Source organism: Micromonospora sp. BQ32, assembly GCF_059358895.1.
The window spans coordinates 36,635-50,288 of sequence record NZ_JCADBI010000009.1; the positions used below are offsets into that span (position 1 = coordinate 36,635).

The window sequence follows — 13,654 nt, forward strand, 5'->3', positions numbered from 1 at the left end:
CCGCCGCCCGACCCGCGGCCGGCGATCCCACCACACTGGAGAGAACAGACTGATGACCATCGCACTATGGCGGCGCCTGCTGGCTGAGTTCACCGGCACCGCGCTGCTGGTCACCGCCGTGGTGGGCTCCGGCATCATGGCCACCACCCTCTCCCCGGACGACGTCGGCCTGCAGTTGCTGGAGAACTCGATCGCCACCGCGTTCGCCCTCGGCGCGCTGATCCTGATCTTCGGCCCGGTCTCCGGCGCGCATTTCAACCCGGTGGTCTCCGCGGCCGACTGGTTCCTCGGCCGCCGCGCCGGCACCGGCCTCACCGTCCGCGACCTCGGCGGCTACATCGCCGCCCAGGTCGCCGGGGCTATCGCCGGGTCGGTGCTGGCGAACCTGATGTTCGACCTGGCCGCCGTGACCTGGTCGGCCAAGGACCGCGACGGCGGCAACCTGTGGCTCGGCGAGGTCGTCGCCACCACCGGCCTGATCCTGCTCGTCTTCGCCCTGGCACGCTCCGGCCGCGCCCCCGTGGCCCCGGCCGCTGTGGGCGCCTACATCGGAGCCGCGTACTGGTTCACCTCGTCCACGTCGTTCGCCAACCCGGCCGTGACGATCGGACGGGCATTCACCGACACGTTCGCCGGCATCGCCCCCGCCTCGCTGCCCGGCTTCGTCATCGCCCAGATCATCGGCCTCGCCGTCGGCATCGGCCTGTTGGCCGCGCTCTACCCCGACGCCGGGCAGGCCGCCGACCAGGTGCTCGTGCCCACCGACGAGCGCAACCCCGCAGCCGACCGGCGCTCATGACCCGCAAGCCAGCGCACCTGGCAGCCGAGCCCTACCGCGAGGTGCTCAACCGGCCGCATCCCGCCGGCCGGTACCGGCTGCTCGACCACAACACCAACCCCCGCAACTCGCTGATACCGATCCTCGATGAGGCGCCGGTCAACCGGCTCCGGAAACCGCACTGCCAGAAAGGCTCCTGATGTCCGACAAGCCCAGCGTCCTGTTTGTCTGCGTGCACAACGCCGGCCGGTCCCAGATGGCCGCCGGCTGGCTGCGCCACCTCGCCGGTGACACCGTCGAGGTCCGCTCCGCCGGCTCCGCCCCCGCCGACACCGTCAACCCCGCCGCCGTGCAGGCCATGCGGGAAGTCGGCATCGACATCACCGACCAAACCCCCAAACTCCTGGAGTACGCGACCGCGGAGTCCTCCGACGTCATCGTCACCATGGGCTGTGGGGACGCCTGCCCCGTCTTCCCCGGCAAGCGCTACGAGGACTGGAAGCTCGACGACCCTGCCGGCAAGGGCGTCGAGTCCGTGCGCCCGATCCGCGACGACATCCGCACCCGGGTCGAGAAGCTCCTCACCGAGCTGCACCAAAGCGCCTGACGCCACCCTCGCCGCCGCCCGCCGGCTCAACCAACGGCGGGCGGTCCACCCTTGTGAGCAGGAGCCCTTCGTGTCCGACCCGCACCCGCTGATCATCATCGGCTCCGGGCCGCCGGCTACACCGCCGCCATCTACGCCGCCCGCGCCAACCTCACACCCCTAGTCATCGAAGGCGCCCAGTCCGGTGGCTCCCTGATGACCACCACCGAGGTGGAAATTTCCCGGCTTCCCCGACGGCATCACCGGCCCCGAACTGATGGACAACCTGCGCAAGCAGGCCGACCGCTTCGGCGCCCAGTTCCTCACCGACGACGTCACCCGCGTCGACCTCACCAGCGACGTCAAGACCGTGTGGGTTGGCCAGCAGGCCCACCAGGCCCGGGCGGTCATCCTCGCCACCGGGTCCGCGTGGCGGCCCCTCAGCGTGCCCGGCGAGACCGAACTGCTCGGCCACGGCGTCTCCTCCAGCAGCCGCTACCGAAGCATGCTGATCTCCCTGCGGGACGACCACCGAGGCCGGTCGCTGTTCTGCTATCTCGACATGTCCCTGGCCGAGACCCTGCGCCGGCACCTCACCCGCCCGCAGCCCAGTGAGTTCACCGCCGAGCACACGAGCGGCTGGTACGCCGCCCATGACGTCCTGGACTGGCCAGGCGAGCTCGTCCTACCGGAGACCACGGGACTGGACGAGGCCGTCGAGGTCATCGCCGCTGTGGCCGGGCTATCCCAGACCGGACGCGACGACGACGTTCCTCCGAGCGTTCCGTCCCAGTAGGGCAGCCAAGCCGGCTACCGGTGTCTCGCGGCAACCGAGGTCAGTTTCCGGCGAACGGCGAACGAAAGCATCGCCGTACCGGACAGAACCTGGCGTCCGGGTCTGTTCCGAACAAGGTCAGTGGCCTCGAACAGTCGAACACGCCACCTCTGCATGATTCGGTAGCTCGATGTGTCTCGATGCTCGCCCATACCCACTGCAACGTGGTCCTCCCGCGGAAAGGCACTACTAGGACCTACCGCAGCGAACACTGACCGTCGCTAGGGTCCCCGCTCATGTGTTGCTGTCGCTATCGGGGGCCACACTGTGCCGATTACGGGGGAGAAATGGGTTCAACAGACAAGTTCGCCTGTTGCAGATGGGTTGGCGCGTTGTCCAAGACTGCCACCCTCACCGACCGCGAGATGCAGGTCTTCACGCTGTTGGCGGAGGGTGAGCAGAACCAGGTCATCGCCGATCAGCTGTTCATCACCGAGCGGACCGTTCGGGCACATCTCGCCAACATAATGACGAAGCTCAACCTTGACTCACGCATGCAGGCGTGTCTGGCGTCCTATGTGTTCATTCATGATCGAGCTGGTCCCCGGACTGTCGGAAGTGACAATTACGAAGCCTCGGGCGCTGCGGCACGCTGATTGGAGAAGGCCGCCACCACGAGGTGGGGCCCCGTGAAGAGAAGGGACCAAAGCATGAGCGCATTCGACCTCGACGCCCAGGTCGTCCGACCCAACACCGAAGCTCCGCACGCGCAAGCCTCGATCACGAGCATCGTGACCCGGCTCGCCTGCACTCGGACGCCGATCTGCTCGAACTTCTCCTGCCTGTGCACCCTCCTCTCCTGCACGGTGGGCTGCGCGGCGCGCGACGACTGACCTGCGACGAGGGGTGCTGCCATGAGGCTTAGACATGGCAGCACCCCCGGAGCAGGCTATCGGAGCAGTCGAGCGACGAGCGAACTGTCGGCGAGGAGGAAGCCGTGGACGTAAAGTTTGAGAAGTCGGTGTGGACGTGGCACGGCGCAATTCCCGCCGATTTGGCCGAGCGGGCCCGGCACCTAGCCGGCGAGGTCGCCGAGCGAATCGACGACGGCGATCGAGTGCTGGATCTGATCGTGACCTCCGCCGAGCAGGCCGAACATCCGATGGGTTGGTACTACCCGAGTTTTGGGCAGGGGCACGCTGGGCTGGCACTGCTGCCGCTGCACCTGGCCCGGCAAGCCGTCGGCGCCCGGCAGGAGGCGCTACGCCAGTCGGCGTTCGGGCTGCTGCGCGAGGCGTTCGGCGCGACGCGGGCCGAGCCGCTGGACGGCCCCGGAGTCTTCGCCGGAATGAGCGGATTGGCGCTGGTGCTGAGCGAGGCGGTCGAGGACGAGCCGCGGTTCGGGCCTAGCCTGGTCCGCCTACACGAGCAGCTCGCCGAACGGGTCATCGGCTGGGACCTGCCACGGGTGGAGCGCGGCGTCGCCGACCAGCACTACGACATGATCTCCGGCGCGGCGGGCGCTCTCGCGTACATCAGCGGGGTGGCGGACCCCGGCGAGCGGCTCGGCCAGGCCGCCGAGATCCTGGTCGACCACCTGATCTGGCTGGGAGGGACGCCGGACGACCCAGTGTTGCCGTGGCGCTTCCTGATTGCGCCAGAGATGTTGCCGGAGCAGGTCCGTGATCGCAGCGGTTACGAGGGCGGATACCTCAACCTCGGCATGTCACACGGTGTGCCGGGGGTGATCGCGGCGCTCGCCGGGGCGTGGCGGGCCGGCCTGCGGCGGCCCGGTCACGAGGAGGCGCTGCGCGAGATGACGCGCTGGGTCCTTGAGGTACGCAAGAACGATTATCACGGACCACTGTGGACGGCTGATGTGCCGGTGGGTATCCCTCCCGCGCGTACCGGCAACACCGTCCTGCGCGATCAGCTCGCCTGGTGCTACGGGACCGCCGGCGTCTCGGCCGCCCTGCTCGCGGTTGCGGACGCGTTGGGCGACGACGAGGTGCGCACGGTCGCTGTCGAGGGGTACGAGGCGGTGCTGCAGCGCACCCGCGAGTTTCCGGTGCTCTCACCCACGCTGTGTCACGGGCTGGCCGGGCTGTTGGTGATCTGCCTGGAGTTCGCCGCCACGACCAACAGTGAACTTGCGAGGGAATTCGTACCTGTCCTGCTTACCGAGGTGATGGACTACGCCGCGCCGGATCGACCGCTGGTCTTCGCCGACGAGGACCGGCCGGGCAACCTGGTGGACAGCCCCTCGCTGCTCAATGGCGCACCCGGTGTGGCGCTCGGTCTGCTAGCCGCGACCGGCCAGCGTCGCCCGGCGTGGTTTCGCGCGTTCCTGGCTCGGTGAGTACAGTGACCGCCCGTTACGAGCACCTCGACTTCTTCCTGCTGCGTGCGCCGGCCCACCCGGGTGCGCTCTTCCTGGAGTTGACTGCGGACGCCGATGTCGTCCGAACCCAAGACCGGCTTCGGGAACTGGCCGCCGACCCGGCGATCCGCCGCGCGCTGACCGTGGCCAGCGCCGATCTCGTGGCCGCGCTCGACCGCCTCGGTGCGGACTTCACGGGTAAACGGGCCGCCCGCGTCCACTCCCGGTTATTGCGGTACCTCACCCGGATGTGCACGCGGCCGACGCCGTTCGGGGCGTTCTCAGGAGTGGCGATCGGCCGATTCGGCGCCACCACGACCGCTCGGCTCGGCCCGCAAGCGCTGGCCGGCAGTCGGGTGCGGGCGGACATGAGCCTGCTGCTCGCACTGATCAAGCAGCTTGAGGCGGACGAGGAGGTGCGCCCGCAGCTACAGGTGATCCTCAATTCCAGCGTCTTTGTCAGCGGCGGCCGAGCGGTGCTGCCGTTCGCGGACGTCTACGGCCAGAACGACGATCGCCTGATCAGTGTGCGCGCCACGGTCGCGGTCGAGGCGGCGATGCGGCTGGTGCGCACGCCGATCTGGTACGCCCAGTTGATCGCCGAGCTGGAAGCGGAGTTCCCGGAAGCCGGACCGGGCCAGGTCGCCGGCATGGTCGGGCAGCTGTGGGATCTCAACTTCCTGACCAGCGACCTGCGGCCACCGCTCACCGCGGCCCGGCCGGAGGAGCACCTGATCAAGCGCCTGCATGGTGTCGTTCCCGCCGCCGGGGTTGCGGCGACACTGGCCGAGAGCGTCGAGGTGAGCTGCCGCGCTGCTGTCGGCGGCACCGATGAGCTGGTCGAACTCGGGCGACTGCACCAGAGCTTGGTGCCCGGGCTGACGACTCCCACCTTCCAGCTCGACTCGATGCTCGACCTGCACGGAGGCACCCTCACCGCCGAGGTCGGCGCGGCGGTCGCCGAGGCGATCGATTGCCTGATGCGGCTCACCGCGGCGGTGCCCGGGCACAACTACCACCTGGCCCGCTACCGGGAGGCTTTCACCGACCGGTACGGCGCAAACGCGCTCGTGCCGGTGCTCGAGGTGCTCAATCCCGAGCGCGGGCTGGACGCGCCACCGACTTACACGGCGCCGCCGCGAACGTATCCACTACCGACGATGACCCGTCCGGTGGACACCAGCGCCGCTGACCGGGTGCTCGCCGAGTTCGCCGCTGAAGCGTGGTGGAGCGGTGAGCACGAGGTGCAGCTCACCGATGCGTGGCTGGATCGGCTGGCTCCCGGGCCGGCCGACCCCCGGCTGGCGCTCTACCCCGCGCTGGACGCGTACGTCCAGCTCCAAGTGCACGGCAACGTGGATGACGGCGACTGGCGGGTGGTGCTTCGGGACGAGGCCCTGGCGTATGGTGGGCGCACCTACGGCCGGTTCTTCGACTTGCTGCCCGAGCACCAGGTGGCGGAGCTGCGCGACTACGCCTGCCGAGAAGAACAGCTCAACCCCGAAGTGGCGTACGCGGAGCTGGCCTACCTTCCGTCGGTGGGCCGCGCCACGAACGTGGCGCTGCGCCCGCAGATCCGCGGGTACGAGATCCCGCTGAACACCACTCCAGCGGTCAGCGCCGAGAACCTCCTCACTCTGGACGACATCTATCTCGGTGCGGCTGAGAACCGGCTGTACCTCTGGTCGAAGCGCCTGGGTCGGGAGGTGGCGGTGACCCAGACACACATGCTCAGCCCACAAGTCGCCCCGAATGTGGCCCGCTTCCTGCTGGAGGTCTCCAACGACGGGTACGTGATGCCGGGCGGCTTCGGCTGGGGCCCGCTGACGTCCATGCCGTTCCTGCCTCGGATCGCCCGTGGCAAAGCTGTGCTGCGGCCGGCGCAGTGGACGGTACGGCAGTCGCAACTCGCTGCTCTCGACCCAGACCCGACCGTCGCGCTAGCCTGTTGGCGCGAACGCTGGCGGGTGCCCAGGTACGTCTACCTGACTGAGGACGACAACCGTCTCCTCATCGACCTCGACCACCGGATGGGCGCCGCCGAGCTGCTCGACGAGGTCCGCAAGGACCCCGGCCAGGTGACCGTGCAGGAGATGCTGCCGGCCTTCGGGGAACAGTGGCTGGCCAACACGGCTGGGGCGACGTATCTGGACGAGATCGTGGTGCCACTGATCGTGCGCCGGCCCGAGGACATCGTCCGCACGCCGCTACCGCCGACCGTGCAGTCCACCGCCGAGCTGCCGCGCCTGCACCTGCCGGGGCAGCGATGGGCGTACCTCAAGCTCTATTCGACCTATCCGCAGCACGACGCAATCATCGGTGGGCCGCTCCCCGACCTGGTCGCCGGGCTGCGGCACGAAGGGCTGCTGGACCGCTGGTTCTACCTGCGGTACGGCGATCCCGCGCCACACCTGCGGATCCGGCTGCGCGCGGCGAGCGACGACGCCGCGCCCGTGCTGCTCGTCCGGCTCATGGCGTGGGCGCGCGGCATGGTCGACGCCGGCAGCGGGGCCGCGTTCGCCGTGGACAGCTACCGCCCGGAGATCGACAGGTACGGCGGCCCACACACGTTCGACGCGGTCGAGCGGTTCTTCTCGGCCAACAGCGACACCACCGCCGGCTTGGTCACGCTGCTCGGCGCCGGCCATGGCCTGGACCCGGAGCTGGTCGCGGTCGCGGCGGTGGACGCCCTGTACGAGCAATTCGGGGTCGACGTGGCCGCGCGGAGCGGGCTGATGCCGCGCGGCGACGACTCGGCCGAGGCCCGTCGCCGCTACCGGGAGCACCGAGCCTACCTCTGTGAGCTGCTGCTGCCCTGGGATCGGCGGCCGGACGAGCGGGGACGCGCCCATCGCGCGCTGCTGCGACCAGTCCTCGACGCGCAGGCGGAGGCCGCTGCGGAGGCGGCGAGGGCAGTCGCCGAGGCGGAGGCGGTCGGCCTGCTGGCCGGTGGGTACGCCACCGTGCTGGGCAGCCTGGCGCACATGCAGATCAACCGGTTGATGCCGGTCGACCTAGGCCGGGAGGCACGCTGCTACGCCATGTGGCGGCAGGTCTTGCGGTCGCTTCGGGGCCGGCCGACGGGATGAGCGAGGAGAGCGTCATCGACGACGACAAGCCCCGGATGCGGCTGAGTCATTGGGTTCGGATCGGCGGCCTGCTGTGGCGGCTCAGCCCGGGCCGGGTGAGCCTGCTCATGCTGACCACGTTCGCGATCTCGGTGGTGCCGGCCGTGCAGCTGGCGCTCACCGCCGCCGCCGTGCAGTCGGTGGCGGACGCGATCGGGGCCGGCACGCTCGCCGGCGACGCTCGCGACGTGGTGCTGATCGGCGTGCTGATCCTGATGGCCTCGGTCGCTGGACACCTGTTCGGCGTCGTCCATCAGTACCTCGACTCCGTGCTGCGACTGCAGCTCACCACCGCGATTAGCGAGCAGGTGATGCTCAAGGGCACGCGGATGGAGCTGCAGGACTACGAGAATTCGGAGTCGTACGACAAGCTGCAGCGGGCGTACCAGGAGGCCAGCGGCTCGCGGGTGCATCAGCTGTTCACCGACACGCTGCAGTTCGTTCGGGAGACCATCACGATCATCTCGGTCGCCGCCGTGCTGGTGTCCTGGAATCCGTGGGTGGCCCTGTTCATCCTGCTCTCGCCGATCCCATCGGCGGCGGCACAGATGCTGTATGGCAAGAAGATGTATGAGATCGAGTATGGCCGCGCCCACGACCGCCGCAGGTTGCTGTACTTGCAGTACCTCACCACTACGGACCACACGTTCAAGGAGGTCCGTCTCTTCGGGCTGGCGCCGTACCTGATTGAGCGCTACCGCATCCTGGTTCGAGAGTTTCTGCGGATCGACCGGCAGATCACCCGCCGTCAGTCAATGGCGCTCGGTGCGCTGGGCCTGATCAGCGTCCTGGCCTCTTCTGGCGCGATCATCTATGCGATGACCAGCACCATCTCGGCGGGTCAGATAGGTCAGCTGGCCGGGTACCTCCAGGCCATCGGCGTGGTGCAGTTGTCCGCGCACACCATGCTGCTGGGCGTGGCGATGTTGTTCCAGAACGCACTGTTCGTCGGCAACCTCTTTGCCCTGTTCGACATGCCGGAGAGGCACATCAAGGGCGGTGACCTGCCGTTCCCGGCGAGGCTTACCCGCGGCATCGAGTTCCGCGACGTCACCTTCACGTACCCGGGCACCACCGAACGCGTGCTCGACGGGGTCACCTTCACGCTCGATGCGGGCACCTGCACGGCCCTGGTCGGCCAGAACGGCGCTGGCAAGACCACCCTCGTCAAACTGTTGACCCGGCTGTACGAGCCGGACGGGGGGCAGATCCTGCTCGACGGCATGCCGATCGAGAACTACGACCTGGACGACCTTCGCCGAAATATGGGCGTGATCTTTCAGGACTACATCAAGTACGAGATGACGGTCCGCAACAACATCGGTTTCGGTAACGTCGATTGGCTCGACGACGACGATCGGATCGAGGCAGCGGCGCGGGCCAGCGGCGCGTCCCGCATTGTCGAAGGCATGCCGGCCCGCTACGAGACCATGCTCGGCCGGCACTTCGAAAACGGTGTCCAGCTCTCCGGTGGCCAGTGGCAGAAGGTCGCGCTGGCCCGATCGTTCATGCGCTCGGCGCAGCTGATGGTGCTGGACGAGCCGACCGCCTCCATCGACGCCGAGGCCGAGGCCGAGTTGTTCCACCGGCTCCGCGAGATCGCCGGCGGGGCCACCTGTCTGCTGATCGCGCACCGCTTCTCCACGGTCCGGATCGCCGACAAGATCGTCGTGATCGAGGATGGCCGGCTGGTCGAGCAGGGCACGCACGGCGAGTTGCTCGCCGGGGGCGGGCACTACGCCTACCTCTTCAACCTGCAGGCGGCGGGATACCACCCGGAGACCGAGCAGGAGCCGGTATGACGACCTCGATTCTGATCCCGACGGCTCCCTCCAAGGCGGACGACGTGCTGCCGTTTGCCGCGCTGGTGGCCGGCACCCGCGCCGAGCGCCTCTGGCAGGGGCAGACTCTCGGGATAGAGGTACATCAGGCTTTCGCTTACGCTGCCGGCCACGGCCAGCGTGTTCCGGTCGGGACGAGCGTGACCCTGGCTGCGCTGCGCCACCCGTTCGAGGCCGCCCTGCAGGCCCGCTCGCTCGCCGCGATTACCGGCCACGGCCTGGTGTTCGGCGTCGGTCCGGGCACTGGCGAGTTCGTCGGCACACTGCTCGGCAGCGCTTACGCAAGCCCGTTGACCGCGATGCGCGAGTATCTGACCATACTGCGCGACCTGCTCGACGGTCGTGAGGTCGACCGGGCCGGCCGCTACCACGCCATGCACGGGGCGATGGTCCCGCTGAAGCATCCCCCGGTGGCGCTCGGACTGGGCGTACTCCGCCCGGCGATGGCCCGGCTCGCCGGCGAGATCGCGGACGTGGCGATCACCTGGCTGACGCCGCCGAAGTATGTCCGCGACGTCCTCGTTCCCGCGCTCGCCGAAGGTGCCGCCGACCGGCCGCGCCCGCGCGTAGCCACTGTGGTGCACGCCGCCGTCGACCGGCCGGGCCGCGACCTCCACCAGGTCGTGCTGAACGCGACGCGGAACCACCTCTCGGCTCCGCACTATGTCGACATGCTGCGCCGGGCCGGGCTTCGGGTGCACCACACACAACCGTCGGTCGGGGCGCGCCTCCTCGTTCGGTCCGGCACGTTCCTCCATGGCACCCCCGAGCAGATCCGCGACGGCATCCGCCGTTATCGCGACGCCGGCGTCGACGAGGTGATCGTCAACACCGTCGGGGTGGGACTGACCGACGGCCTCGCAGCGGCCACAGATGATCTCGCGGACGTTTTCGCCGATGAATGAGCCGGCGTCGAACGGGCTGGCTCACGTCGCGGCGGGATCTGGGCGGGGGGCCCGCCAGTCGATCACTGGAACGGCGCGTTGCCGGCGCCCGGAGGCGCCGGCAACGCTGTGGATCAGTTGGCGTGGGTCAGGCGCGTGGTGATGCGCAGGCCCATGAGGGTGTCGTTCATCCACGGCACCCGCTCGCGGTGCAGGCCGGCGGTCATCTGGTCCGCCCACACCTCGTACCGTTGCATCAGCGTGTTGGCGCGGGACCGCGCGCTGGTGATCAGACAGTCGCCCAGTGGGTCACCGGGCAGGTTGGACGAGTCGACCGCGGGCTCGCAGGGCACCTTGAGGCTGACCTGGTCGCGTAGCGGGCGGCTGGGGTCGAGCGAGCAGGGCGAGGCTCCGCAGAGGGCGTAGTTCCCGCTCGCCCTGGCATAGGCGTTACCGATCTTGGCGTCCGTCGGCATGTTCACCGGGATCTGGTACTGCCCGAACAGGTTCGCGGACAACACGTCGTCCGAGTCGAGGGCGTTGGGCAGACCCAACCGGGTGTACGCCTGGAGCAACCGCGCCGCCGTGTTCACCTTCTTCAGGGCGGTCGGCACCGCGCCGCTGACCTGGGTGCTGTGGTCCCGAACCCGGTCGTACATGAATTTCTGCCGGGCCTGGAGGAAACCGCGCAGGGTCGGCGTCAGCGTGGTGTCCAGCGCCGTGTTGTTCACGGCCGTCGCGCCGCTTGCGAAGGCATACCGTCCGGACGGCCACTTCTGGGTCAGGCCCTGCTCGGGCGTGGTCTCGCTGTCACAGTTGAACAGCTCGCAGTCGACCTGGTAGACCTGCTCGTCGGGCCAGGTGTAGTCGGCGGTCCGTGAGTTCTGCCAGGTGGCGGTCGAGTTCAGCCGGAACCGGCTGTGGATCTGCAACCGCAGCTTGCCGTAGTGGCGGATCACCCCGGTGCCGTAGCCCGTCGTTCGTGTGTAGACCCAGCTCGGCGTGTAGCAGTAGCCGACCTCGGGCAACTCCCGCACACCGGCCGGCGGCTCGTCGGGGCGCGGGGTGTACGCGTACTGGAGTGCCCGCACCATGTTCGACATCAGGTCGTAGCGCACGTTGCTGGGTCGGTCGATCTGCCTGCTGCCCGCACACGAGGGCACCGTCGCCTCGTCGGCCTTCGCCGGCGCCGGGGCGAGCGGCTTGTCCGTGTCCCAGAACAGGTCGTAGTTCTTGAGCGTCCTCACCTGTACGCCATTGGCGTCCGGCTCCCAGCGGGCCTGGACCTCGTTGGTCCGGACGGCGGCGAGCGCGGTCGACAGCTCGTTGGTGGCGGCGACGTACTCGTTGACCAGCCCGGTGATCAGTCCGTTGGCGTTGCCGTTGGCCGGCCGACCGAAGCTGGCCGCGAGGTCGGCGATGCGGGTGCCCTCCGCCTCGATCTGCGCGGCGCGGCCGGCGCTGACCTGGGCGGCGTACGCCGGGTTCTGCAGCATCAACATGGCGTACGCCTGCGCGCCGAGGTTCCACACCGTCGGGTTGCCGACCGGGGTCGACGGTTCGACCATCGACGGGTCACGTCCGCTGGCGACCCGAGCCAGGTAGTTGATCGACCGGGCCTCGCCGAAGCTGTTCAGTACGGTGGTCGGGTCGACCGCCGGGTTGTCGGCGTCGGTCCTGGGCACCACGAAGGCGGCGCCGCTGGCCAGCTGCGTCGAGGTCAGATGGAACTCGTTCTCCGGGCCGACGAACTCGCCGTACGTCGGGATGGGTTGACCGAAGTTCTCCAGGTAGCCGATGTACTTGTTGATGTCGGCGCGGGCGTCGTGCAGGGTGGCGTCGCCGATCGCGGCCAGGACGGTGGCGGCGATGTCCTCCAGGCGTAGGCCGAGCTGGGCGACCTGCTGCTGGACGAGGGTGATCTGGGCGGTGTTGCCGGCGATCGCCGCGTTCAGTTTGTCGAACTGGGCCATCATGTTCGCGTACACCGTGTTGATCTGGGCCTCGACCCGCGCGAAGCTGGCGCGCATCTCGTCGCCCAGGGCCCGCACCTCGTCGCGCAACGCTTTGACCTGGGCGAGGATCTGCGCGTCCAGCGATGGCGCGCTGCTGCCGAAGAGCCCGACGACCGACATCACGGCACCGAAGATGTTGCCGGTCATCGCCAAGGTCGCGGTGCTGAAGATCGAGCCCGCCAGTCCGCGGCCGGTGATCGCCGCCGCGTACTTGGAGATCGCGCTGATCGTGGTGAGGACCGCCTCGCCGATCACCTTCGACTTCTTGCCGGCGTCGGGGTCGGCGAACCCGATGAGGGTGGACACCATGCCCACCCCGGCCTTGATGTCGGAGATCGTCTGCTGGCGTTCCTTGTCCCGGTCCTCGGCGGCCTTCTTGGCCGCCGCGGTGCACGCGGCGCTCGGCGGCCCTTCGGGCGGGCACGTGCTGTTGTTCTCGCCGATCTCGAGACGGATCTCCAGGCTCAGGCCGAGCAGTTGCGCGTGCAGGGAGGCCAGTTGCTGCTTGGCTGCCGCGACGTACGCCACCGAGTCGCCTCGCAGCGCCAGGATCGCGTCGAGGTCCACGTGCGAGAGTCCGGGATCCTGCCGGAACTCCTCGTAGCTGCTGGTGATGTCCACCCCGATGGGCGCACCGAGAACGGCGTTCCACGCGGTGGCGACCGGCGCGCTGGCTGCCCCCGCCTGCCGGGCCGTGGACCACACCGCGGCGAGAGCGTCATCACGGCCGCGGAGCCATTGGGCGGTCCGCAGCGCGCCGGAGGCCAACTCCTCGCGGGTGTCCCACGGTTCGACCGTCTTGCCGATCACGGACCCGACCAGGCCGGTGATCTCCGGTGAGGTCCGGGTGTCGCCGCCGGCCGTGCCGAGCAGGATGTCGACGGACTTGAGCAGCAGGTCCTGCTCGGGCAGCAGGAGGTCGAACGTGGTCAGCGAGCTGTCGAGCAGTTGCCGGCGTGCCGTGAGCTGGGTCTGTGCCTGTTCGGCCGTGGCGTTCGGGTGCAGCCGGTGCCACTGGACGAATTCGGCCGACAGCACGGCGGCCGTGATCCGAGCGGGGCCCTGGAGATGGACTTCGGCCACCTGGCCGAAGGCCCGGTCGGTGAGCGTCGCCTGGGGGACGGGGACGGGGACGGGATCGGCCGACGCGGGTTCGCCGAAGAGCACGCTTGCCGCTGTGACCGCGATCATCGCCAGCACAGCGGTCCCGCGCCTGGTGCGCGTGGAACGTTTGATTGTCATGCCGCGAACGTATTGAGCGGCCGGA

General features: G+C 69.0%; 11 protein-coding genes. 10 read left to right on the top strand and 1 reads right to left on the bottom strand.

The window, feature by feature from the left end:
- Nucleotides 1-52: 52 nt before the first annotated feature.
- The 10 genes from AC5L30_RS18345 (at nucleotide 53) to AC5L30_RS18390 (ending at nucleotide 10,393) form a co-directional block, all read left to right on the top strand.
- Nucleotides 53-799 (top strand): aquaporin, encoded by a 747-nt coding sequence (locus AC5L30_RS18345; RefSeq protein ID WP_494868641.1) that lies wholly within the window; start codon nucleotides 53-55, stop codon nucleotides 797-799.
- Nucleotides 796-978 carry a hypothetical protein gene (locus tag AC5L30_RS18350; RefSeq protein WP_494868642.1) on the top strand — a complete coding sequence of 61 codons (183 nt, stop codon included), beginning with the start codon at nucleotides 796-798 and terminating at the stop codon, nucleotides 976-978. Before AC5L30_RS18345 ends, AC5L30_RS18350 begins: the two co-directional genes overlap by 4 nt.
- Nucleotides 978-1,385, top strand: a complete 408-nt coding sequence (locus AC5L30_RS18355; RefSeq protein WP_494868643.1) for an arsenate reductase ArsC — start codon at nucleotides 978-980, stop codon at nucleotides 1,383-1,385. The genes AC5L30_RS18350 and AC5L30_RS18355 overlap by 1 nt, the downstream gene beginning before the upstream one ends.
- Nucleotides 1,386-1,641: 256 nt before the next feature.
- Nucleotides 1,642-2,160 (top strand): hypothetical protein, encoded by a 519-nt coding sequence (locus AC5L30_RS18360; protein WP_494868644.1) that lies wholly within the window; start codon nucleotides 1,642-1,644, stop codon nucleotides 2,158-2,160.
- Nucleotides 2,161-2,531: 371 nt separating this feature from the next.
- Nucleotides 2,532-2,795, top strand: a complete 264-nt coding sequence (locus tag AC5L30_RS18365; protein ID WP_494868646.1) for a helix-turn-helix domain-containing protein — start codon at nucleotides 2,532-2,534, stop codon at nucleotides 2,793-2,795.
- 54 nt (nucleotides 2,796-2,849) lie between these two features.
- On the top strand, nucleotides 2,850-3,032 hold the full coding sequence (locus AC5L30_RS18370; protein ID WP_494868647.1) for a hypothetical protein: 183 nt from the start codon (nucleotides 2,850-2,852) through the stop codon (nucleotides 3,030-3,032).
- 104 nt (nucleotides 3,033-3,136) lie between these two features.
- The gene (locus AC5L30_RS18375) at nucleotides 3,137-4,498 is read left to right on the top strand and encodes a lanthionine synthetase C family protein (protein ID WP_494868649.1); all 1,362 of its coding nucleotides are present in this window, start codon (nucleotides 3,137-3,139) and stop codon (nucleotides 4,496-4,498) included.
- Nucleotides 4,495-7,608, top strand: coding sequence for a lantibiotic dehydratase (locus tag AC5L30_RS18380; RefSeq protein ID WP_494868650.1), 3,114 nt, complete (start codon nucleotides 4,495-4,497; stop codon nucleotides 7,606-7,608). Before AC5L30_RS18375 ends, AC5L30_RS18380 begins: the two co-directional genes overlap by 4 nt.
- On the top strand, nucleotides 7,605-9,449 hold the full coding sequence (locus AC5L30_RS18385; protein WP_494868651.1) for an ABC transporter ATP-binding protein: 1,845 nt from the start codon (nucleotides 7,605-7,607) through the stop codon (nucleotides 9,447-9,449). The genes AC5L30_RS18380 and AC5L30_RS18385 overlap by 4 nt, the downstream gene beginning before the upstream one ends.
- Nucleotides 9,446-10,393 (top strand): LLM class flavin-dependent oxidoreductase, encoded by a 948-nt coding sequence (locus tag AC5L30_RS18390; RefSeq protein ID WP_494868652.1) that lies wholly within the window; start codon nucleotides 9,446-9,448, stop codon nucleotides 10,391-10,393. The genes AC5L30_RS18385 and AC5L30_RS18390 overlap by 4 nt, the downstream gene beginning before the upstream one ends.
- 113 nt (nucleotides 10,394-10,506) lie before the next feature.
- Here the strand turns inward: AC5L30_RS18390 and AC5L30_RS18395 are convergent, their stop codons facing one another.
- On the bottom strand, nucleotides 10,507-13,629 hold the full coding sequence (locus tag AC5L30_RS18395) for a hypothetical protein (RefSeq protein ID WP_494868653.1): 3,123 nt from the start codon (nucleotides 13,627-13,629) through the stop codon (nucleotides 10,507-10,509).
- Nucleotides 13,630-13,654 lie beyond the last annotated feature (25 nt).

Coding starts and splice junctions, on each gene's coding strand:
- AC5L30_RS18390 (WP_494868652.1), top strand. CDS start 9,446: ATGACGACCTCGATTCTGATCCCGACGGCTCCCTCCAAGGCGGACGAC.
- AC5L30_RS18385 (WP_494868651.1), top strand. CDS start 7,605: ATGAGCGAGGAGAGCGTCATCGACGACGACAAGCCCCGGATGCGGCTG.
- AC5L30_RS18350 (WP_494868642.1), top strand. CDS start 796: ATGACCCGCAAGCCAGCGCACCTGGCAGCCGAGCCCTACCGCGAGGTG.
- AC5L30_RS18395 (WP_494868653.1), bottom strand. CDS start 13,629: ATGACAATCAAACGTTCCACGCGCACCAGGCGCGGGACCGCTGTGCTG.
- AC5L30_RS18370 (WP_494868647.1), top strand. CDS start 2,850: ATGAGCGCATTCGACCTCGACGCCCAGGTCGTCCGACCCAACACCGAA.
- AC5L30_RS18360 (WP_494868644.1), top strand. CDS start 1,642: ATGGACAACCTGCGCAAGCAGGCCGACCGCTTCGGCGCCCAGTTCCTC.
- AC5L30_RS18345 (WP_494868641.1), top strand. CDS start 53: ATGACCATCGCACTATGGCGGCGCCTGCTGGCTGAGTTCACCGGCACC.
- AC5L30_RS18355 (WP_494868643.1), top strand. CDS start 978: ATGTCCGACAAGCCCAGCGTCCTGTTTGTCTGCGTGCACAACGCCGGC.